Here is a 21,325-nt window from a genome sequence, read left to right on the forward strand (position 1 = left end):
TCAGCAGCGGCGACCTCCAAAGTCGGCGTTTATTCACTGAGACGATCAATTTCCTCAATGGACATTTCTGCAGAGAGGCCGAAAAGCTGGAGCGCCGTCGCAGCTTTGGACCGAAGGGCTTTCCAAATCACGCTTTCTCGAATCAGCACGATCGCCTCGTCACGCGATTGCGCCGACAGCGCATCTCCAGAATACACTTCGATATATGCGAACAGATCTTCCAGCGCACCACGCTGAGCATCAGTCAATACGGCCTCGTTTTCGGGGCGGCGGACAATGTACTTCAGACTATCCACGTTCTCTAGGAGCTCGACATCCACCACGTACTCGTTGGGAGTTCCAGCGATTCCATAACGTTCCTGGAACGGCAGCGAAGACAGCTGCGCGAGGCGCCAGGTTATGTCTCCAGTATTCATCGCGATCCGCTCGGCAAGGGAGTAGGCCGTTCATCCTTCGAGGCTCGCGGAGCTTGTCATCGGTCCGTGCTTCGCGCGGACCCGTTGGCTCGCGCCTCAGGATGACGGACTATTAGCTCAGCCTAACTTATCAAACATTACCTCAGCCGAGCGCGCGCCAGGCCTCGACAAAGGCTCGCGCCCGGTCGCCGACCGCCGCGGCATCCATGCCTGGCATGTAGAGGGCCGAGCCAAGACCGAAACCCGTGGCGCCGGCGGCCACGAAGTCCGTCATCCGCGCGGGCGTGATACCGCCGACCGGCAGCACACGCGTTTCGCGCGGCAGCACCGCACGCATAGCTTTCAGCACCGGCGGCGTCAGGAGCTCGGCGGGAAAAAGCTTGAGCGCATCGGCGCCGGCCGCGAGCGCAGCGAACGCCTCGGTCGGCGTGGCGATGCCCGGCACGCACCACAGCCCTGCGGCCTTCGCGGCGCTGATGACGGCGACGTCGGCATGGGGCATCACCACGAGACGGCCGCCGGCTTCGGCGACCTCCACGACCTGCTGTGACGACAGCACGGTTCCGGCACCGACCACGGCGCGGCCGCCGAGCGCCGCCGCGAGACGGCGAATACTGTCGCAGGGCTGCGGCGAATTGAGCGGCACCTCGATCAGCGTGAATCCGGCCCGCACCAGCGCCTCGCCGACCGCCACCGCGTCATCGGGCGTGATGCCGCGCAGGATCGCAACCAGAGGCAAGCGTGTGAGCGCGGCGTCGAGCGAGATCATGCGACGCCCTCGCCGCGCGGCATGGGGCCAGGGAGGCCGATCATCAGATCAGCCGCGAGGGGCCATTGCGCCAGCCGAGGCTACCCGAAATCGCTTCCGCGACCGCGATCACCTCGGGCGCGAGCGCCAGCATGCGATCCTCCGGCATGTATTGCGAGGCGGAAGTGACGCTGATCGCCGCGATGATATGGCGACCGGCGTCGCGGATCGGCGCGGCGACGCAGTGAATGCCGAGTTCATTCTCGGCGAGGTCGAGCGCCGCCGACTGCGCAACGTATTTCTGCATATCGCAGCGATAGGCGTCCCACGGGCGCGGCGTGCCACGGCTGCCGGTGTGGCTGAGGCCAGTGGTGTACAGCGCTTCCCACTGCGCCTCGGTCATGTCGAACATCAGCGCCTTGCCGACGCCGGTCAGCGCCATCGGCATGCGATGGCCGATGCGCGAACTCATCTCGAGACCGCGCTGGCCGGCAATCTTGTCGAGATAGAGCACCTCGGCCCCCTCGGGCACGCATAGATGCACGGTGTCGTGGGTGCGGGCGGACAGCGCCTCGAGGTGAGGCCGCGCCAGCTTGGCGAGCGGCACCTGCTCGCGTGCGGTGAAGCCGAGTTCGATCAGCTTGGCACCGAGAGTGTAGGTGTCGTCCTCACTGCGCAGGTAACCGGCCTTCACAAGGGCCGCCGCCAGGCGCTGGGTCGTGCTGCGGCTGAGCCCCAGGGCGCGGCTCAAAGCCGGCAGGTTGGGCACGCCGCGTGCCACCGCTTCGACCACCGCGAGACCCCGGAACAGCGTCTGCGTCCCCGCCGTACTCTCGATTGCCGTCGTCACGTCGATGCTCCTCCCTCAGGTTTTGAGGGAGGATATGAGGCTGTGATCACAAGTCAATATATAAGCTCATGACCCGGAATATGGGTTTATGTCTCAGGAAACGACCTCGACGGTCTCTCCCGGACCGAGCAACCGCAGTCGGTCGGCAGACCCCAAGGCCTTGAAGGCGGCCATGAGATCCGCGCCGCTCTGGCGGAAATGGGCCCAACCGTCGTGATGCACCGGCACGATCACTGCGTCGGGAAAGGCCCGCGCCGTCTCGATGACGTCGTTGGTGTCCATGGTGAGATGGAAGGGGCCGCGGGTTTGTGCTGCGCCGGCGAATGGCAGCACGATGCCGGCCGGCAAGCGCCGCGCGACCTCGGCGACGCCGTCGTACCAGACCGTGTCGCCGGTGATGTAGATCGGCCGGCTCGCGCCATCGTCGAACGACAGCACGAAGCCAATGACGTCGCCTGACAGCGGCTCGATGCCGGCCGGGCCATGGCGCGCCGGCGCGGCGGTGACACGCAGACGGCGGCCGTCGGATCCGACCAGCTCGGTACTCCCCCACGGTGCGAAGCCCTCGACGCGGCCGCCGAGACGCGCGGCGCCGGCGAGCGTCGTCAGCACCCGGCCGCCGGCGGCCTGGACGGTGTCGAGGAACGCGCGGCCGCCGTGATCGAGATTGTCGCTGTGCTGGTCGTGGCTCAGCAGCACCGCGTCGACCGCGCCGACCTGGTCGGCGCCGAGCGCGGGGCTTGCGGTCTTGGTCAGCGTCACATGCGGCAGGGCGTAGTCGCCGGGCGCATCGAAAGTGGGGTCGGTCAGCAGGCGGAAGCCGCCGACCTCGATGACGGCGGTCGGGCCGCCGATGAGCGTGATGCGAACCGTGGTCATGCGGAAACGCCTTCTTGTGAGGTGGTCGCCGACATAGGACGCGCCGGGCTGGCCGAACGGGTGACGAGATAGATGCCGAGCGCCACCGGCACGATGCCCAGCAGGTCGCGCGCCGCGACATGCTCGCCGAGAATCATCCAGCCAAACAGCATGCCGAGTGGCGGCATCACGAAGTGGTAGGCGCTGGCGGCGGTGGCGCCGGACACCGTGAGCAGGTGAAACCAGAGCATATATGCCACGATCGAAACCAGCAGCACGAGAAAGGCGAACGCGGCGAGCAGACGGCCGCTCGGCACGATATCGCTGACGCTCGACGTCATCGCGGCGAACGGCAGCACCGCAAGACCGCCGGCGAGATTCTGCACGCCGTTGCCGAGCCACAGGTTGCCCTTCGGCGCCAGCAGCTTGAACAGCATGGTGCCGGCGACAATGGCGATGAGCGCTCCGACCGAAAAGGCGATCCCGACGGGACTGTCGGAGCCGACGGAGATGCGGTGGGCGACGATCACCGCGACGCCCGCGACGCCGAGCACGAGGCCGATGGCCTTGCGCCAGGTCATGCGCTCGCCGAGCACGAGCGAGGCCAGCACCGCGACGAACACCGGATTGGCGCTGACGATCAGCGCGTTCAGCCCGGCGGAAATGGTGCGCAGGCCGATGTAGCCGAGCCCGAGATAAAGCGCGTTGTTGGCGATGCCGATCACGGCAAACGCGAACACGTCGCGACGCGACAGGTCCCACGTCTCGCCGCGCAGGGCGGCGATGGCGAATACCATGAGGCCGGCGGCGAGAAAGCGGACCGTGAGGAAGATCAGCGGCGGGCAGTCGGTCACCCCGATCTTGCCGGCGACGAAGGCGCCGCTCCACAGCAGGCAGAACACCGTGATGGAGAGCGGCAGCAGGTTGTCCCGCGGGCGGGGAGCGGAGGCGGCAAGCGAAGCGGCGGCAGACATGGCGATTCTCCTTCGCCGTCAGATCTAGAGGCGCCCCTTTCTATTTGGAAATTAAATGATAAAATATTGATCAGTGGAAAAATGAATGGATCGGTCCATGCTCGATCTCGACCTGCTGCGCAGCTTTGTCTCGGTGATCGACGCCGGCGGCTTCACCCGCGCGGGCGAGCGGGTTCATCGCACCCAGTCGACCGTCAGCCAGCACATCAAGCGGCTGGAGGATGAACTCGGCTGCATCCTTCTCAACCGCGTCGGCAAGCGCGTGACGCCGACCGAGGATGGCGAGCGGCTGCTGTCCTATGCCCGGCGCCTCCTCGCCCTCGCCGAGGAAGCGCGCGACGTGCTGAGCCGCCCGGAGACCGAGGGCGCGGTGCGGCTCGGCATTCCCGAGGATTTCGCGGCCTACCGCCTGACACAGTTGCTCGCCGGCTTTGCACGTTCGCGGCCCGGTCTGCGGCTTGATGTCCGCGCCGACCAGAGCACGTTCCTGCGCCGCGACCTCGAACGCGGCGAGATCGACCTTGCGCTGCTCAAGCGCGACGCCGGCGACAAGGGCGGCATCGCGGTGTGGCCGGAACGGGTGCACTGGGTGACCAGCAAGGCGAGCCCGGTTGATCCCCAGGCGAAGTCCGTGCCGCTGATCTTCTTCCCGTCCGGATGCCTCTATCGCACCCGCGCCATCCACGCGATCGAGAGCGCCGGCCGCGGCTGGCATATGGCGTACACCAGTTCGTCGCTGGCCGGCATCCAGGCTGCGGTCGCCGCTGGCCTCGGTCTCAGCATCCTGCCCGCCATCGCAATCCAGCCGGAACACCGCGTGCTGACCACCAGGGACGGCTTCGCTCCGATCGACAAGACCGAAGTCGCGCTGGTCGCCGCCCCCAACGCCAGCCCGGCGACGCTGCGGCTCGCGGAACGGCTCGCTGAATATTGCGATGAGGTGCAGCGGGAGGCGGCGTGACGTTCAAAATGTCCGACGTCGGCGAGAATCTGTACGGAAGCGGCGCAACGCGCCTCTCCGCGTTATTACGGGGCGGCTCAGCGCCGACAGTGGAAGCTCAATAACACCGCGACGCCGCGATCGCGTGCAGCTTGGTGTCGCCCAGCACATGGGCGGTGAAAGCGAGCGAGCGGAAGATCGCCGCGAAGGCGCGGTCGCGGATGCTGAGGCCGCCGGCATAGGCGCCGAACGCCGGCATGACCGCGCGTTCGCCGTCGCAGGCAAAACAGCGCCGGTCGATGGCGCGGCCGCGTGTCGGTACCCGCGCCTTGGGATGCAGATGGCCGGCGATCTCCCCGACCGCGCCGGTCGGCTCGTGCCGGAACACCAGCGGCCCGATGGAAACCTCATGGGCCACCGTGCCGCCGATGTCCGGCGGCAGCGCCGGATCGTGATTGCCGGCGATCCAGATCCAGTCGCGGCCAACCTGCAGCGCGTCGACCACGGCACGGTCCGGCGCGGCGAGACGCTCATGTGCATCGCGATCATGAAAGCTGTCGCCCAGCGCGATCACCGTCTTCGGATTGTAACGCGCCACCGCGGCGGCGAGGCGCGCCAGGGTCGCGGGGGTATCGTAGGGCGGCAGCAGCACGCCGCGCGCGGCGAAGCTCGAGCCCTTCTCCAGATGCATGTCGGACACGACCAGCAGCCGCTCCGCCTCCCAGACGAACACGCCGGAAACGTCGGCGACGAGATCGATGCCGGCGACCCGGATCGATGCCGGCGGGCGATGGGCGAGCGCTGTTCCTGCGCTCATGGCTGCCGTCTCGCGGCGCAGGCACGCGCCGGCGCACGGCCGAACGCCGCCACCATTCCCCTCGCCCGATCGCACTCCGTTCGCCGCCTGGGCCTCACGACATCGCTTCCTTGACCAGGTCCTCGGCCGCTTCCGCCAGAAGCTCGTCCGAGGCTTCGCCATAGACGGCCTCGCGGCCGATTTCCAGCATCACCGGAACCGCGAGCGGCGACACCTTGTCGAGGGCGCGATGGGTGATATGGCGCTGGATCCGCAACAGCATATCACTGAGTCGGCGCAGATCGAGAAGCCCCGTGGCGGCGTCCGCCCGCGCCGCGCGCAGCAGCACATGATCGGCCTGGTGCTTGCGCAGCACATCGTAGACGAGATCGGTCGAAAACAGCACCTGGCGACGGCTCTTGTCCTCGCCGGTGAAACGGCGCGGGATCAGCCCCGAGATGACGGCGCAGCTGCGGAAGGTGCGCTTCATCAACGCCGACTCGGCGAGCCAGGCCTCGAGATCGTCACCGAGCATGTCCGGATCGAACAGTGCGTTGAGATCGAGCTGGCCACGCGCGATTGCCGCTGACATGTCGCCGACCGCCCAGATCGCCAGCGCGTATTCGTTGGCGACGAAGCCGAGCGGATGAATGCGCGCGCGCTCCATCCGCCGCGTCAGCAGCATGCCGAGTGTCTGGTGCGCAAGGCGGCCCTCGAACGGATAGCACACGAAGTAGTGCCGGCCGCGCGGGAACGTCTCGACCACCAGTTCGCGCGGCCCGGGCACGCGCGACAGCTTGAGCTGCAGCTGCAGCCATTCGCGCACCTGATCCGGCAGGCCGCGCCACGCGCGCTGATCGGCGAGCAGCAGCCGCACCCGTTCCGCGAGGTAGGTCGACAGCGGAAACTTGCCGCCCGCATAGGATGGCACCTTGGCGTCGGCATCGTTGGCGCGGGAGACGTAGACTTCGTCCTCCATCATCGCCTCGTAGCGGACGATCTCGCCGCCGAACACGAAGGTATCGCCGGGCACGAGCCCCTCGATGAAATACTCCTCGATCTCGCCGAGCAGCCGGCCGCCGCGGGCGATGGCACCGGTGGCGCCGCTGCCGCGATGGCGCGAACGCACCAGCCGGACTTTCAGCATCTGCTCTTCGACGATGGTGCCGACATTCAGGCGGTAGCTCTGCCGCACCGCCGGATTGGCGACACGCCAGCGGCCCTCCTTGTCGAGCTTGATGCGGGCGAAGCGCTCATAGGTCTTCAGCGCATAGCCGCCGGTGGCGACGAATTCGACGACATCGTCGAAATCACGCCGCGACAGCTCCGCATAGGGCGCCGCCGCGCGCACCTCGTCGTACAGCTCGTCGGCGAGGAACGGCGCCGCGCAGGCGCAGCCGAGGACATGCTGCGCCAGCACGTCGAGCCCACCGGTGCGCGACGGCGGCGTATCCTGCGCATTCTCGGCGATGGCGTCGATGGCGACGCGGCATTCCAGCACCTCGAAACGATTGGCCGGCACCAGTACCGCGCGCGACGGTTCGTCGAGGCGGTGATTGGCACGGCCGATGCGCTGGATCAGCCGCGACGCGCCCTTCGGCGCCCCGACATTGATCACAAGATCGATGTCGCCCCAGTCGATGCCGAGGTCGAGCGAGGAGGTGCAGACCACGCCGCGCAGCCGCCCCGCGGCCATGGCGTCCTCGACCTTGCGGCGCTGGGCGACGTCGAGCGAGCCGTGATGCAGCGCAATCGGAAGCGCGTCGTCGTTGATACGCCACAGCTCCTGGAACAGCATCTCCGCCTGGCTGCGCGTGTTGACGAACATCAGCGAGGTCTTGTTGCGCTTGACGAGATCGTAGATCTCGGCGAGCGCATGACGCGCCGAATGCCCGGCCCATGGCAGCCGCTCGCGGGTGTCGAGCATCTCCACCACCGGAGCGGCGCCGCCGTCGGCGATCACGAGATCGGCCATCCGCGTCTCGCCAGCGACCTGCGGCACGAGATAGCGGCGCAGCGAATCCGGGTCCGCCACGGTGGCCGACAGGCCGGTGGTGGCAAGCTGCGGCGCGAGGCGGAACAGCCGCGCGAGGCCGAGCGACAACAGGTCGCCGCGCTTCGACGTCACCAGTGCATGCAGCTCGTCGAGCACCACCCGGCGCAGCGACGAGAACAGGTAGGGTGCATCGTCCGAGGCCAGCAGCAGCGCGAGCTGCTCGGGGGTCGTGAGCAAAATATCCGGCGGATACTTGCGCTGGCGCTGGCGACGCGACACCGGCGTGTCACCGGTGCGGGTCTCGACACGCACCGGCAGCGCCATCTCGGCGATCGGCGCCTCGAGGTTGCGCGCGATGTCGACGGCGAGCGCCTTGAGCGGCGAGATGTAGAGGGTGTGCAGCCCGTCGCTGCGGGTGATGCCCCGCCCGGTCGATACGACGCGCCCGCGGGTCTGCCCGTCGCCGACGAGATCGACCAGGGTCGGCAGAAAGCCGGCGAGCGTCTTGCCGGCCCCCGTCGGCGCGATCAGCAGCGACGAGCGGCCTTCATGCGCCTTGCGCAGCAGCGCGAGCTGATGCGCCCGCGGCGTCCAGCCGCGCCCGGCGAACCAGCGCGCGAACGCATCGGGCAGTGTGGAAAGATCGATCAATGAATTGGCGGCGAGGCTCACATGATGACAGGTAGGCGCTGACCGAGCCAGGGTCGAGCGATTTCCTGCCGCACCCCCGCCTACGCGCAGCAGCTGTTGAAATATACAGAAACAACAAAAGGTTGCATTGTGGCCCAGATACAACAGACACAATCAGCCGCACTGATTACGGTTCCAACATATTTGGAAATGGGAATTCTTTCATGAAACCGTATTTGACGATGGCCATGCTGGCCGTCAGTGCAACCGCAACCCATGCAGCCGACCTTTCCACCAGGGCCCCCTATTACAAAGCGCCACTCGCACAGGTCTACGACTGGACGGGCTTTTATGCTGGCGTGAACGTCGGCGTCGGCGTTGGCCAGAACAAGGCGACGAACGCCACGCCCGCCACGAACAACGCTTCGTTTTTCAATCTCTCGCCGATGGGCGCCGCCGGCGGCGGCCAGCTCGGCTACAACTATCAGTTCGGACATTGGGTCGTCGGCGCCGAAGCGGATATCCAGGGCATCACCGTCGAACAATCGAGCACTCCGGCGATTTGCGCGACCAACTGCCGTGGGAATGGACAATTGCTGTCGTGGTTCGGCACGGTCCGCGGACGTGTGGGGTATGCGACGGGCCCGGTGCTGAGCTACGTCACCGGCGGCTTCGCCTATGGTGATGTCAAGACCAGTGAGCTGCTGGTCATCGGCGGCGTTCCCGGCACATTCCAGAATGAGCAGACCCGAACCGGCTGGACGCTGGGCAGCGGCGTCGAGGCCGCGCTCGGCGGCAACTGGACCGGCAAGATCGAATATCTCTATGTCGACCTCGGCCGCACGTCCGACACCTTCGTGCTCGGCGGCGCCACCCGGGTACTCAGTTCGGACATCCGTGAACACGTCTTCCGCGCCGGTCTGAACTATCGCTTCGGCGGCAACGCCACGACAGTCTTCGCGTCGGCTCCCGCCGACTGGCGCGGCTTCTATCTCGGTGCCAATGCCGGCTCCGGCATCTCCCGCGATCGCTTCACGCAGACGATTCCTGCCGGAGGAATCAATGAAAGCTTCACCACACAGGCGCGTGGCTTCCTCGGCGGCGTGCAGGCCGGTTACAACTGGCAAGCCACGAGCTGGGTGTTCGGCCTCGAAGCCGACTTCCAGGGATCGACGCAGAAGGATGACCGGATCTGCCTCGTCAATTGTCTCCAACCGTTCACGCTGCAGGACACTGAAAAGCTGCCATGGTTCGGCACCGTCCGCGGCCGGATTGGCTACGACATCGGTCAGACGTTGTTTTACGTGACGGGCGGCCTTGCTTACGGCCAGACGAAAACGACCATTACCGAAACCTTCGTCGGCACGACCAACGTGACGTCGCTGAGCCACACCAGGACCGGCTGGACGGCGGGCGGCGGCATCGAATCGCCGCTCGAGTTCCTCGGCTGGTTCGGCAGGAACTGGACTGCCAAGACCGAGTATCTCTATGTCGATCTCGGATCGAACTCCGACAGTTACAACACCACGCGCACCGGTTTTCCGAATGCGCCCATCGGCCACACCTATGCGAATGCGACGCGGGAACACATCTTCCGCACCGGCCTGAACTATCATTTCAACACGCCGGTGATCGCAAAGTACTGATCGCCGCAGAACGGCAGCAGCGTCCCCGGCCTCATGCCGGGGTTTTGTCCGATGCATCCGATAGAGCTGCGCCCAACGGAAAAGGGCGCGCCGCGATGGCCGCGACGCGCCCTTCCCTTCTATCTCGCTGGTCCAGGCGCCGAGGGCGCCCACCGGCTGCTCTCAAAGGAGCTTAGCGGGCGTCCCCAGCGAGGTGACAGCGTTTCGAATGAGACACTGGATCACCTCCTTTCGGTTGTTGACGGAAACACCACTATAGGCCGTTTCGGCAAAATGCCAATTGCCGCAGCCACCGTGGAACCCGACCTGTCACGGCTTGTCCGCAACCGCGACGTACCCCGGCACCGGAACACCACCGTCAGTACGTGTCGACACCTCCGACAGCTCGCTCAGGACAAGGCCGGCAGCGCGGACCACGTCGCGCAGATACGGCTCGCTATGGGTGTAGCGCAGACCTGCGCCAAGGCTGAATCCATCGCCTGCGTGGGCTTCCACCGTGAATGCGAACACCCCGCCAGGCGTCAGCACACGGGCGACCTCACCGCACAGCGGCGCGAGATCGCCGAGATAGACCATGGCATCCGCAGCGAGCACGAGGTCCGCGCTCGCGACCGGTTCATCACGCAGCGCCGCAACCATGTCGGCCTCGCCAAGCCGGGTGTAGATTCCCGTGGCGCGCGCCTGCGCCAGCATGCCCGGTGACAGGTCGAAGCCATCGATCGTCTCGACCGTTCCGGCGAAGATCCGGCCCGCCAGACCCGTGCCGCAACCGAGATCCAGCGCATGACGGAACGAGGCCGGCTTGCCCGCCGCATGGCGCGCCGCAAGCACCGCGCGCTGCAGGATTTCCGGTCCGCGATAGTTCAGATCGCCGCGCAATGCCGTATCGAACTTCGGCGCGTACTGGTCGAACAGCGCTCGCACGTACTCCGGTGACATCTCTGCCAAGGGCTCGGCGCCGAGCCGGATCAGCCGCAGCCGCGCACCGTGACGATCGTCCGGATCGGCGGCGCAGGCGCGGCGGTAGGCCGCGATCGCCGCATCGTGCAGATTGAGTTCCTGGCGCAGCTCGCCGAGGGCGAACCACGCCGAGGCGAAATTCGGCGCCAGCTCCACAGCCTGCTCCATCAGGTCGGCGGCAGCGACCAGATCGCCGCGCAGCTGCAGGTCGCGGGCGAAATCGAAACGGCGGTCGGCGATCAGGTCGCCGGACGACAGGAACAGGCGGGCGGACATCGAACTGGACGCTGCAAGGGCTCGAACGGGGCTAGAGCGTTTCTATATAACGAAAATGCGCCCGCAAGATATCCTGACGCCGCAGCCCGCCGGCCTGTTCTGCAAGCCCGGCGGCTTTCACATCGACCCGGTGCGTCCTGTTGAGCGGGCGCTGATCACCCACGGCCATTCCGACCATGCCCGCCCCGGCCATGGCGCCGTTCTGGCGACGCGGGAAACCCTCGACATGATGCGCCTGCGCTATGGCGAGGGGTTCGCACGGACAACGCAGGCGATCGGCTATGGCGAGGAGATCGCGCTTGGCGACGTCACGGTGACGTTTCACCCCGCCGGGCATGTGCTGGGATCGGCGCAGATCGCGGTGACCCATGGCGGCACGCGCATCGTCGCCTCCGGCGACTACAAGGAGGTGCCCGACCCCACCTGCGCGACCTTCGAGGTCGTGCCGTGCGATGTCTTCATCACCGAGGCGACATTCGGCCTGCCGGTGTTCCGCCACGGCGCGGCCCATGCCGAGATCGCCAGGCTGCTGGCATCGGTCGCACTGTTTCCGGAACGCGCCCATCTCGTCGGAGCGTACTCGCTCGGAAAAGCGCAGCGTGTGATCGCGCTGTTGCGGCAGGCCGGCTACGACGCGCCGATCTACATGCACGGCGCCATGGAGGCCATCACCCGCTACTACCAGAGCCGCGGGATCGATCTCGGCGACGTGCGCCTGGCCAAGGGCGTCGCGAAAGCCGATCTCGCCGGCACGATCACACTGGCGCCGCCCTCGGCCACCACCGACGTATGGACACGCCGCTTTCCCGATCCGGTGACCGCGTTCGCCTCCGGCTGGATGCGGGTGCGGGCGCGCGGCCGGCAGAACGGCGTCGAGCTGCCGCTGGTGATCTCGGACCATGCCGACTGGAACGGCCTGTGCGCGACCATCGGCGCGACCGGTGCCGGCGAGATCTGGGTCACCCACGGCCAGGAAGATGCGCTGGTGCACTGGTGCACGACGAAGGGCCTTGTCGCCCGGCCGCTGGCGCTGGTCGGCTATGGCGACGAGGATGCGGAGAATGCCACGCCTGAGACCGCGGCCGGCGAGGCCGACGCATGAACCGCTTCGCCCACCTGCTCGACCGCCTCGCCTACGAGCCCGGCCGCAACAACAAGCTGCGGCTGATCACCGGCTATTTTCGCGAGGTGCCCGATCCCGATCGCGGCTATGCGCTGGCGGCGCTGACCGGCGCGCTGTCGTTCAAGCATGCCAAGCCGGCGATGATCCGGGAGCTGATCGCCGCTCGCGTCGATCCCGTGCTGTTCGCGCTGTCCTACGACTATGTCGGCGATCTTTCGGAGACTGTCGCGCTGATGTGGCCGGTCGACGCGCGCGCCACTAACATGCCGCCGCCGCCGAGCCTGTCGGAAGTCGTCACCACCCTCGACACGCTGCCGAAGAAGGAGCTGCCGGCGCAGCTCGCGCGCTGGCTCGACAACCTCGACGAGACTGGCCGCTGGGCGCTCCTCAAGCTCCTCACCGGCGCGATGCGCATCGGCATCTCGGCACGCCTCGCCAAGACCGCCGCCGCCGCCCTCGGCGACAAGGATCCGCACGAGATCGAGCTGATCTGGCCGGGCCTCGCACCACCCTACCTCGACCTGTTCGCCTGGCTCGACGGCCATGGCGACAAGCCGGTGAGCCGCGATCCCGCGCCGTTCCGCCCGGTGATGCTGGCGCACGCCATCGAGGATGCGGATTTCGACAAGCTCGACGCAGCCGACTTCACCGCCGAGTGGAAATGGGACGGCATCCGCGTGCAGGCGGTGACCGGCCGCACGGAGGATGGCGCGCCGCTGACGCGGCTCTACTCCCGCACCGGCGAGGACATCACGCCCGCCTTCCCCGACTTGCTGCCAGCGCTGCATCGCCCCGGCGCGCTCGACGGCGAACTGCTGGTGGTGCGCGAGGGACGGGTGCAGAGCTTCAACGTGCTGCAGCAGCGGCTCAACCGCAAGACGGTGACACCGAAGCTGATGCGCGAGTTTCCGATCCACCTTCGCGTCTACGACTTGCTCGGCGATGGCGACGACGACCTGCGCGAGCTGCCGTTCGACGACAGGCGCACGCGGCTCGTCGATTTCGTCGCCCGCCTCAACACGCCGCGCGTCGACCTGTCGCCGCAGGTGCCATTCCGGACGTGGGATGAACTCGCGGCCGCCCGCGCCGATCCGGCCGCGGCCGGCGCCGGCGACGATGCGGACGCCGTCGAGGGCGTGATGCTCAAGCGGCGCGACGCACCCTATCTGCCGGGACGGCCCAAGGGCCCGTGGTGGAAGTGGAAGCGCGATCCGCACATCATCGATGCGGTGCTGATGTATGCACAGCGCGGCCATGGCAAGCGCTCGTCGTACTATTCCGACTACACCTTCGGGGTGTGGACCGCCGGTGATGGCGGCGACGAACTGGTGCCGGTCGGCAAGGCCTATTTCGGGTTTACCGACGAGGAGCTGATCCAGATCGACCGCTATGTCCGCCGCAACACCACCGACCGTTTCGGCCCGGTGCGCGAGGTCGTGCACAAGGGCGACGAGGGGCTGGTCTTCGAAGTCGCGTTCGAAGGCCTGCAGCGCTCGACGCGCCACAAGTCGGGCATCGCCATGCGCTTCCCCCGCATCAGCCGCCTGCGCTGGGACAAGCCGCCGCGCGAGGCCGACCGGCTGGAAACGCTGGAGCGGATGCTGAAGACGGGGAGCGACAGCACCGACGGGACTGACAGCGACAACGCCCTCGTCTCCATCGGGATGTCCGCGAAAGACTGACCGACAGCTTCGGCTACTTCAGCACCTTCTCGATGACGACGGTATTGCGCACGCCTCCCGAATAACGCTGCCCGACCTCCATCTCGGCGATCGTATAGGTGCCGGCGCTGAAATGAACCGATGCCTCGGCCTCCGGCAGGGACCGGAAGACACCGACGAATTCATAGGCCCACAACCGCTCGGCCGGCGCCCTGGTGACGACCCAGACCCTCATGACGTCATTGCTCCCTGTCCCTCGGCGGCGATTATCGCCGATTCCCGCGCTCCTTGCCGCTCCGAATCCGGCCGCCCGGAAGACGCCATCCACGGCCCTCCCGCCGCCGCAAACCCGCCGCCCCCTGCCCGCGCAGGGCCTGATTTCGGTCTTGAAACTGGGCTCCCTTGCCCCCGGGCGCGACGATGGGCGCATCGCGCGCCCACCAGAACGTTGGGACCTCTCCATGACCAGAACCGTGTGGTTCGCCCTGATCGGCCTTTCTGGCCTCGGCGCCGTCGTCGCCATCGCGGCAACCATGACACCGGTGCCGGTGCCGGCGCCCGCCGAACAGCACGCCGAGGCCGGCGACGGGTTCGTCCTCGACCGCTCGGCCAAGACGGACCGACTTCCCCTCGTGAAGGCGCAGGATCCTGCCACAGCCCAGGTCGCGGCCCAGCCCGCCGCCGACCCGCCAATCGTCGCACCGGACCTGCTCGACAAGGCCGAGAGCACTCCGGCGATGCCGGCAGCCACCACCGCGAATGGCGACGAGACGCCTCGCCGCACAACGGCCTCGCGTACACGCCACCACCAGCGCTGGCAGGACGCCAACGCCAGGCTGGCCGAGACGCCGCCGCCCCGCCGGCACGCAAGGCACGCGCACCCCCGCACCGAGGCAGCGAACGATCCGTCCAAGGCCACGGTCAACGCCCTGCCCTGCCGCCAGGACGCCATGAGCGGCCTGATGCGGGCGCTCAACCTGTCGCCGCATTGCGGCTCCTAGAGCGTTTTGGAGCGAAGTGGCCACCGGTTCGCTGAAGAAAGCGCGTCAAAACAAAATGCTAGAGTGGCTTCAAGCGACGCGGGCCTCGTCCTTCGTGCGCTATCGAACCTTGTGGCCCGTGGCGAGACAAAGTCTCGCGTCCGTACGACAAAACGCGATTTTCCAGGCAGACTGGAACCCGAATGGCGCGGCGCTGGTTGATTGGGGAGCGACGGAGCCCAGGAATGAAACGTCTCATCGGAGCGATTGCGATTCTGACCATGCTGTCCGCGCCGGCGCTGGCGCGCCACCGGACGCATCCCATGCACCATCACCACCATCACGGTCATCATGCGCATGTCCGCCATGCCTACGACCGGATCGGGATGAATTACCTCCACAACTATGGGCGAGGACCCGAACCCGGTACTGCCGCCACCTATGATGGGCCGCTCAATGCGTGGTGCAAGCAGAGCGCTTCGGCCTATCGCGGCCAGGATGGCCGTCCCCACCCCTGCAACTGACCGGACCTATAGCGCGCCGCGGCTCACCGCAGCTGAAGTCGCCGCCGCAGGTCGTCGACCTGCTCTGGCGTCAGCGGACGTGTTGTCTCGCCACGCAGCAACAGGAACAGCTTCGCCGTCTCCTCCAGTTCCTCGGTGGCATAGGTCGCGTTGTCGAGGCTGGTACCGGACACCACCGGGCCATGGTTCGACAGCAGCACCGCATGATGGTCGCCGGCCAGCTGTTCGACCGCCAGCGCAAGGCTCTCGTCGCCCGGCGGATAGTACGGCACCAGCGGCAGGCGGCCGACCCGCATCACGTAGTAGGCCGTGAGCGGCGGCAGGCAGTCGTGATGGTCGATGCCGTGGATGCACGACACCGCGACCGAATGAGTGGAATGCAGGTGCACCACCGCATGATCGCCGGCCCGCTGGCCATACATCGCGCGATGCAGGAACGCTTCCTTGGTCGGCTTGTCGCCACCGAGGAGATGGCCGTTGGCATCGAGCCGCGACAGTCGGGCGGGATCAAGCTCGCCGAGCGAGGCATTGGTCGGCGTCATCAGGAAGCCGCCATCCGGCAACCGCACCGAGATGTTGCCGGTGGAGCCGAAGGTGAGGCCACGCCGGAACAGCGATTCGCCCACCCGGCAGATCTTGTCGCGCAGCGCGCTCTCGCTCATCGATGGATCCTTTCCGTACCGCCGCTCACGTCAGCCGGTCCCAGGCCTTGAGGAAGAAGTCGGGCGCGCCGAAATTGCCGGACTTCAAGGCGAGCGCCATCTCCACTCCCGCCTGCACGCGCGGTCGCGCCAGCGTCCATGGCACGCCTGGATCGATTTCCGGGCCGATGCTCAGCACGCCGGCGTCGAGCGCCTGCATCACCGCGCCCGACGTTTCGCCGCCCGCGACGATCAGGCGGGTAAAGCCTTGCGCCGGCAGCGCCGCCGCGACGCGCCCGAGCAGGTCCTCGACAATGGTGCCGGCCTGGGAACGGCCGAGCCGCTGCTGCACCTCGCGCACCGCCTCGGGATCGTCGCTGGAATAGACGAGGAAAGGCTTGTCCTGCGGCTGACGCGCGATCCATTGCAACACATGCTGCGCGGTCTGCGTGCCGCTCGCAACGTCCAGCGGATCGATGCGCAGGTGCGGCAGGCCGGCGTCGATCGCCGCCTTGACCTGGCCGCGCGTCGCTGCCGAACACGATCCGGCGAGGATCGCTGCGCGCCCTTTCGGCGCGGCCAGTCGCTCCGGCGGCGGCGTTAGCGCGGGCAGCAAACCGGCGTCGCGATAGGCCGCCGGCAGGCCCATCGCCACACCCGAACCGCCGGTGATCAGCGGCAGATGCGCCGTCGCCGCGCCGATCACCCGAAGATGCGCGTCCGCGATGGCGTCGACAATGAAATAGGTCGCCCTTCCCGCCAGCGCCTCGCGCACCGCGGCCACGCCGCGCTCGACCGTGTCGGAACCGATCAGCCCGACCGGCCGCCCGGTCTGCCGCTGCAGCACGCGCACCAGGTTGGCGTCGTGCATCGGCGTCAACGGATGGTCCTTCATCGGGCTTTCGTTCAGCGGGACGCCGTTGACGAAGAGATAGCCGGCATAGATCGTGCGGCCCGCCCTGGGAAATGCGGGACAGGCGATGGTGACGCCGCCCCCCGTGAAATCGAGCAGCGCGTCGCCCACCGGACCGATGTTGCCGTCGTCGGTCGAATCGAAGGTCGAGCAATATTTGAAGAACAGCCGCTGTGCGCCGAGCCGCCGCAGCGCGCGGGCCGCCGCCAGCGACTGCGCGACGGCATCGGCGGCCGCAATCGTCCGCGATTTCAGCGCCACCACCACCGCATCGACCTGCGACACGTCGAGATCGTCCGGCGGCAACCCGGTGGACTGCACCGTGCGCAGACCCTCGCGCGTCAGCATCAGTGCGAGATCGGTCGCACCGGTCAGGTCGTCGGCCACGCATCCGAGAATCATGGCTTACCTCCGCACGCCCGAAAGCCAGCCGAGACCATCGAGCGTCTTGCCCGCAGGCCGGTATTCGCAGCCGACGAAGCCGGCGTAGCCGAGGCGGTCGAGCACGCCGAACACCCGCGCGTCATCGAGTTCGCCGCTGCACGGCTCGTGGCGCTCCGGCACCGAGGCAACCTGGATATGTCCGATAATTGGCATCATCGCCTCGAGGCCGCGGGTGACGTCGCCATGGATGATCTGGCGGTGATAGATGTCGAACTGCAGCTTGAGGTTCGGCCGCGCCAGCCGCCGCACGATGTCGGCGGCGACGTCGAAATTGTTGAGGAAGTAGCCGGGCACGTCGCGCGGATTGATCGGCTCGATCACGATGTCGATGCCAGCTTCGTCCGCGCGGTCCGAGGCGAACAGCAAAGCGCGCTCATAAGCGGCCATCGCCGCCGGATCCTGCGCCGGCGCGAGGCCGGCCATGACATGCAGACGCTTGACGCCCGTCGCCCTGACATACACCAGCGCCGTGTCGATCGACGCCTCGAACGCCGCGCGCTGGTCCGGCCGCGCCGCAAAGCCACGCTCGCCCTTGTCCCAGTCCCCCGGCGGCCCGTTGAACAGCGCCGGCGTCAGCTTGTTGCGCTGCAGCCGCTCGGCGACCTCGTCGGGCGTGAAATCGTAGGGAAACAGAAACTCGACCGCGTCGAAGCCGACGTCGGCCGCTGCGGCAAAGCGGTCGAGGAACGACCACTCGTTGAACATCATCGTGAGGTTGGCGGCGAAGCGCGGCATCGGCGGGTCTCGTTCTCGTAACGTTGAAGCTCAGCTCTGGGCCGTCTTGGTCAGCGGCAGCTCGAGGCCGGCGACCCGGGCATAGAGCCGTGCCACGGAGGCGTCGTCGTCACGGCCCATGCCGGCGGCCGCGGTCATCAGGAACATCTGCAGCGCAGCGGATGCAACCGGGGTGGGAAATTTCGCCGAGCGCGACATGTCGTTGATGATGCCGAGATCCTTGGTGAAGATGTCGACCGCGCTGCGCGGCGTGTAGTCGCCATCCAGCACATGGGGCATGCGGTTCTCGAACATCCAGGAGTTGCCGGCGGACGCCGTGATCACCTCGTACACCTTGGCGATGTCGAGGCCGAGGCGTTTGGCGAATACCATCGCCTCCGACGCCGCCGCGATGTGCACGCCGGCGAGCAGTTGATTGACCATCTTGAAGGCCGCGCCGGTGCCCGGCTCGTCGCCGAGGCGATAGACCTTCGCCGCCATGGCGTCGAGCGCCGGCTCGGCTTTCGTCATCGCCTCCGGTGCACCGGACGCCAGCACGGTGAGCGCGCCCTCCGCGGCGCGCTGCGCGCCGCCACTGATCGGGCTGTCGACATAGAGCAGCCCAGCGTCAGTCGCCGCGGCCGCGAACGCCCGCGCCCGCTCTGGCGCCATGGTGGCACAGGACAGAATCACCGCGCCCTTTTGCATCACGGTGGCGATACCCTGCGCGCCGAACAGCACCGCATCGGTCTGATCGGCATTGACGACCACGACCACCACGATGTCGGCGTATTTCGCCGCCTCCTGCGCCGTCGCCGCAGCGATGCCACCGCTGTCATGCGCGAAGCGCTGGCTGACCTCGGGCCGGACATCGTATCCCGCAACCTGCAGCCCCTTGCGCCGCAATGACAGCGCCATGCCATAGCCCATCGAGCCGAGACCGATCACGGCCGCGCGGTGGTGGGGGTGTGACGTTTCCATCTGACCTTCGCTTGTTATCGTTTGTTGTCGTCTGTCTGGCCCGCGCCGGGGAGGCGGCGGTATGTTCTGGCCACCAGTCTAGACCGGGCGCGTCGCCCAAGGCGAGTCGAGGCCGGACGATGACTCACCGCATCGTGGATGCCCGCGTCGCCTCAGGTAGACCTCGCCTGCGCATGACAGTAAATTCATGCACCATCGGGGCGGTGGTGACTTGACGCAGGTTCCCACTTCCCCCACTTGCGTCGGGACCCACTTGCCTCACTATGTGGGCCTTCGCGCCGGATGACGGCGCAGCCGGGAGACCAGAGATGTCGATGGACGACAAGCCGATCGAAACCAAGGCGCCAGAGTACCGCCAGCCAGCGGGCGACGGGTTGTCGCGCTTTCTCGGCGGCTCACCGCTGACGGTCCTGTTCCGTCTGATCCTGCTGTCGATCTTGGTCGGCGTGGTGCTGGCGGCCATCGGCTTCGATCCCTGGAATATCGTTGTCAGCATCCGCCTGCTGTTCCAGAGCATCTGGGAGCGCGGCTTCGAGACGGTGAACTGGCTGTGGCGCTACTTCCTGCTCGGCGCGGTGATCGTCATCCCGGTCTGGCTGCTGATGCGCATCTTCGGCTCGCACAAGCCGCGCTGAGACTGTCCCGCCACGCCGGGCGCGGGCATCACGGCCCGCGCCGCCTGCCGCGGCCTCAGCCGGGCGATGGATCACCCCTGATGCAAGACAATTGATGCAAGACCACGCCTCGCCGCCCTCCGCCGCGACGCTCCAGCCTGCCGTGACCACACGGCGGGTGTTCGCCCTCGCCGGCCCCGCGATGCTGGCGAACCTGACGACGCCATTCCTCGGCGTGGTGGCGACCGCCGCGATCGGCCGCCTCGGCGAATCCCATCTGCTGGGCGGCGTCGCGATGGCCTCGGTGGTGTTCGACTGCATGTTCTGGCTGTTCGGCTTCCTGCGGATGGGCACCGTGGCGCTCACCGCGCAGGCACAGGGCGCCAGCGATGCACCGGAGATCCGCGCCGTGCTGGTGCGTGCGGTGCTGCTGAGCAGCGTGGTCGGCCTCGCCCTGCTCGCGCTGCAGCTGCCGCTCTCCAGCGCGGTCTTCGGCCTGCTCGGCGGCAGCGATGCGGTGACCGCCGCGGCGAAGACCTACTTCGCCATCCGCCTGTGGTCGGCGCCGTTCGTGCTCGCCAATTACGTGCTGCTCGGCTGGCTGGTCGGCCAGGCGCGGCCCGGCAGCGCCCTGATGCTGCAGATCATCATCAACGTCGTCAACATGGCCGCGACGGTGTGGCTGGTACTCGGTGCTGGCAAGGGCATCGCCGGCGCCGCAATCGCCGCGATCATCGCCGAAGGCGCAGGCTGCATCGCCGGTGCGATCGTCGCGTGGCGCCTGCTCGGCGGCCGCTTCGGCGTCACTTCGCGCACGCTGTTCGACCGCGCCAAGCTCGGCCGCATGCTCGCGGTCAACCGCGACATCATGATCCGCACCGCGGCGCTGATTGCCGTCTTCCTGTTCTTCACCGCCGAGGGCGCACGCGCCGGTGACAACGTGCTGGCCGCCAACGCCGTGCTCAACAACTTCATGCTGATCGGCTCGTTCTTTCTCGACGGCCTTGCCAATGCCGCCGAGCAGCTGTGCGGCCGCAGCATCGGCGCGCGCGACCGCACGGGCTTTTCGCAGGCAGTGCGCCTCATCGTGATCTGGGGCTTCGCTTTCGCCGCGGCGGTGACCATCGTGTTCGTCACCGCCGGCGGCCCTCTGATCGATTTCATCACCACGAGCCCCGACGTGCGCCAGACCGCGCGCGACTACATGTGGCTCGCGGCACTCGCGCCGCTGTGCGGGGTGATGGCCTATGCGTTCGACGGCGTCTACATCGGCGCCACATGGTCGCGCGACATGCGCAATCTGATGATCGTGTCGCTCGGCTGCTACTTCGCCGGATGGTGGCTGCTGAAGCCGCTCGGCAATGCGGGCCTGTGGGGCGCGCTGCTGGTGTTCCTGCTGGCGCGCGGCCTGTTGCAGATGATGCGCTATCGCGGCCTGCTGCGCGCGACCTTCGCCTGAGCGCGGACAACTGCTGCACTGTGCGCCGGCGCCGCAACACCAACACGTGACGTGCGTGGATACCGGTTCCGTCGCAAGTGTGATCCACATCACATCCACCGTAGCGTTTGGCGTGCACACTTCCGATCGCAGAGCATTCTGCTTGTTGGCCGAAAGGCCAACGCCGGGGATGGCCGGCTGA

At 67.3% G+C, this 21,325-nt stretch carries 21 protein-coding genes; 8 read left to right on the top strand and 13 right to left on the bottom strand.

All coding sequences use genetic code 11. The annotated features are described in order from the left end of the window. Nucleotides 1-29: 29 nt before the first annotated feature. From JQ639_RS21370 to JQ639_RS21390, 5 genes are all read right to left on the bottom strand, one after another. Nucleotides 30-416: a hypothetical protein gene (locus JQ639_RS21370; RefSeq protein ID WP_211968270.1), complete on the bottom strand. Its 387-nt coding sequence runs from the start codon at nucleotides 414-416 to the stop codon at nucleotides 30-32. A 142-nt stretch (nucleotides 417-558) separates the two neighbouring features. Continuing rightward, a complete protein-coding gene (locus tag JQ639_RS21375; protein ID WP_211968271.1) occupies nucleotides 559-1,185 on the bottom strand; it encodes a 2-dehydro-3-deoxy-6-phosphogalactonate aldolase in 627 nt (208 codons plus the stop codon). 43 nt (nucleotides 1,186-1,228) lie between these two features. Next, complete coding sequence (locus JQ639_RS21380) at nucleotides 1,229-2,014, bottom strand: IclR family transcriptional regulator (protein WP_349644591.1); 786 nt, start codon at nucleotides 2,012-2,014, stop codon at nucleotides 1,229-1,231. A gap of 93 nt (nucleotides 2,015-2,107) precedes the next feature. After that, nucleotides 2,108-2,893, bottom strand: coding sequence for an MBL fold metallo-hydrolase (locus JQ639_RS21385; RefSeq protein ID WP_211968272.1), 786 nt, complete (start codon nucleotides 2,891-2,893; stop codon nucleotides 2,108-2,110). Beyond that, nucleotides 2,890-3,846 (bottom strand): DMT family transporter, encoded by a 957-nt coding sequence (locus tag JQ639_RS21390; protein ID WP_211968273.1) that lies wholly within the window; start codon nucleotides 3,844-3,846, stop codon nucleotides 2,890-2,892. Before JQ639_RS21390 ends, JQ639_RS21385 begins: the two co-directional genes overlap by 4 nt. A 97-nt stretch (nucleotides 3,847-3,943) precedes the next feature. Between JQ639_RS21390 and JQ639_RS21395 the strand changes: the two genes are divergently transcribed. Then, nucleotides 3,944-4,807: a LysR family transcriptional regulator gene (locus JQ639_RS21395; RefSeq protein ID WP_211968534.1), complete on the top strand. Its 864-nt coding sequence runs from the start codon at nucleotides 3,944-3,946 to the stop codon at nucleotides 4,805-4,807. A 97-nt stretch (nucleotides 4,808-4,904) separates the two neighbouring features. Here the strand turns inward: JQ639_RS21395 and pdeM are convergent, their stop codons facing one another. Both pdeM and JQ639_RS21405 read right to left on the bottom strand, forming a co-directional pair. After that, entirely contained in the window at nucleotides 4,905-5,603 is a 699-nt protein-coding gene (gene pdeM, locus JQ639_RS21400) for a ligase-associated DNA damage response endonuclease PdeM (protein WP_211968274.1), read from the bottom strand. 94 nt (nucleotides 5,604-5,697) lie between these two features. Continuing rightward, on the bottom strand, nucleotides 5,698-8,229 hold the full coding sequence (locus JQ639_RS21405) for a ligase-associated DNA damage response DEXH box helicase (protein WP_249123369.1): 2,532 nt from the start codon (nucleotides 8,227-8,229) through the stop codon (nucleotides 5,698-5,700). Nucleotides 8,230-8,351: 122 nt separating this feature from the next. Between JQ639_RS21405 and JQ639_RS21410 the strand changes: the two genes are divergently transcribed. Beyond that, nucleotides 8,352-9,854, top strand: coding sequence for an outer membrane protein (locus tag JQ639_RS21410; RefSeq protein ID WP_349644590.1), 1,503 nt, complete (start codon nucleotides 8,352-8,354; stop codon nucleotides 9,852-9,854). A gap of 309 nt (nucleotides 9,855-10,163) precedes the next feature. Here JQ639_RS21410 and JQ639_RS21415 read toward each other — a convergent pair whose 3' ends face one another. Then, the gene (locus tag JQ639_RS21415; RefSeq protein WP_211968276.1) at nucleotides 10,164-11,090 is read right to left on the bottom strand and encodes a class I SAM-dependent DNA methyltransferase; all 927 of its coding nucleotides are present in this window, start codon (nucleotides 11,088-11,090) and stop codon (nucleotides 10,164-10,166) included. Nucleotides 11,091-11,145: 55 nt separating this feature from the next. Here JQ639_RS21415 and JQ639_RS21420 point away from each other — a divergent pair, with 55 nt between their 5' ends. After that, entirely contained in the window at nucleotides 11,146-12,192 is a 1,047-nt protein-coding gene (locus JQ639_RS21420) for a ligase-associated DNA damage response exonuclease (protein WP_211968277.1), read from the top strand. Beyond that, nucleotides 12,189-13,895 (top strand): cisplatin damage response ATP-dependent DNA ligase, encoded by a 1,707-nt coding sequence (locus JQ639_RS21425; protein WP_211968278.1) that lies wholly within the window; start codon nucleotides 12,189-12,191, stop codon nucleotides 13,893-13,895. The genes JQ639_RS21420 and JQ639_RS21425 overlap by 4 nt, the downstream gene beginning before the upstream one ends. Before the next feature lie 13 nt (nucleotides 13,896-13,908). On the opposite strand, the gene JQ639_RS21430 is transcribed toward JQ639_RS21425, so the two are convergent. Further along, a complete protein-coding gene (locus JQ639_RS21430) occupies nucleotides 13,909-14,109 on the bottom strand; it encodes a hypothetical protein (RefSeq protein WP_211968279.1) in 201 nt (66 codons plus the stop codon). Nucleotides 14,110-14,335: 226 nt separating this feature from the next. Between JQ639_RS21430 and JQ639_RS21435 the strand changes: the two genes are divergently transcribed. Both JQ639_RS21435 and JQ639_RS21440 read left to right on the top strand, forming a co-directional pair. Continuing rightward, entirely contained in the window at nucleotides 14,336-14,875 is a 540-nt protein-coding gene (locus JQ639_RS21435) for a hypothetical protein (RefSeq protein WP_211968280.1), read from the top strand. 224 nt (nucleotides 14,876-15,099) lie between these two features. Then, the gene (locus JQ639_RS21440; protein WP_211968281.1) at nucleotides 15,100-15,378 is read left to right on the top strand and encodes a hypothetical protein; all 279 of its coding nucleotides are present in this window, start codon (nucleotides 15,100-15,102) and stop codon (nucleotides 15,376-15,378) included. 23 nt (nucleotides 15,379-15,401) lie between these two features. On the opposite strand, the gene otnC is transcribed toward JQ639_RS21440, so the two are convergent. The 4 genes from otnC to ltnD are packed head-to-tail and all read right to left on the bottom strand — an operon-like array spanning nucleotide 15,402 to nucleotide 19,071. Continuing rightward, nucleotides 15,402-16,040: a 3-oxo-tetronate 4-phosphate decarboxylase gene (otnC, locus tag JQ639_RS21445; RefSeq protein ID WP_211968282.1), complete on the bottom strand. Its 639-nt coding sequence runs from the start codon at nucleotides 16,038-16,040 to the stop codon at nucleotides 15,402-15,404. Nucleotides 16,041-16,065: 25 nt separating this feature from the next. After that, on the bottom strand, nucleotides 16,066-17,334 hold the full coding sequence (otnK, locus tag JQ639_RS21450; protein ID WP_211968283.1) for a 3-oxo-tetronate kinase: 1,269 nt from the start codon (nucleotides 17,332-17,334) through the stop codon (nucleotides 16,066-16,068). Between the two features lie 3 nt (nucleotides 17,335-17,337). Continuing rightward, nucleotides 17,338-18,111, bottom strand: a complete 774-nt coding sequence (gene otnI / locus JQ639_RS21455) for a 2-oxo-tetronate isomerase (RefSeq protein ID WP_211968284.1) — start codon at nucleotides 18,109-18,111, stop codon at nucleotides 17,338-17,340. Nucleotides 18,112-18,141: 30 nt separating this feature from the next. Next, nucleotides 18,142-19,071: an L-threonate dehydrogenase gene (ltnD, locus tag JQ639_RS21460; RefSeq protein WP_211968285.1), complete on the bottom strand. Its 930-nt coding sequence runs from the start codon at nucleotides 19,069-19,071 to the stop codon at nucleotides 18,142-18,144. Between the two features lie 308 nt (nucleotides 19,072-19,379). Between ltnD and JQ639_RS21465 the strand changes: the two genes are divergently transcribed. Next, complete coding sequence (locus tag JQ639_RS21465) at nucleotides 19,380-19,706, top strand: DUF6460 domain-containing protein (protein ID WP_371745158.1); 327 nt, start codon at nucleotides 19,380-19,382, stop codon at nucleotides 19,704-19,706. Between the two features lie 94 nt (nucleotides 19,707-19,800). Continuing rightward, a complete protein-coding gene (locus JQ639_RS21470) occupies nucleotides 19,801-21,144 on the top strand; it encodes an MATE family efflux transporter (RefSeq protein ID WP_249123370.1) in 1,344 nt (447 codons plus the stop codon). The last annotated feature ends 181 nt before the right edge of the window (nucleotides 21,145-21,325 follow it).

It is taken from the genome of Bradyrhizobium sp. U87765 SZCCT0048 (genome assembly GCF_018131225.1).
Taxonomy (GTDB): Bacteria; Pseudomonadota; Alphaproteobacteria; order Rhizobiales; family Xanthobacteraceae; genus Bradyrhizobium_A.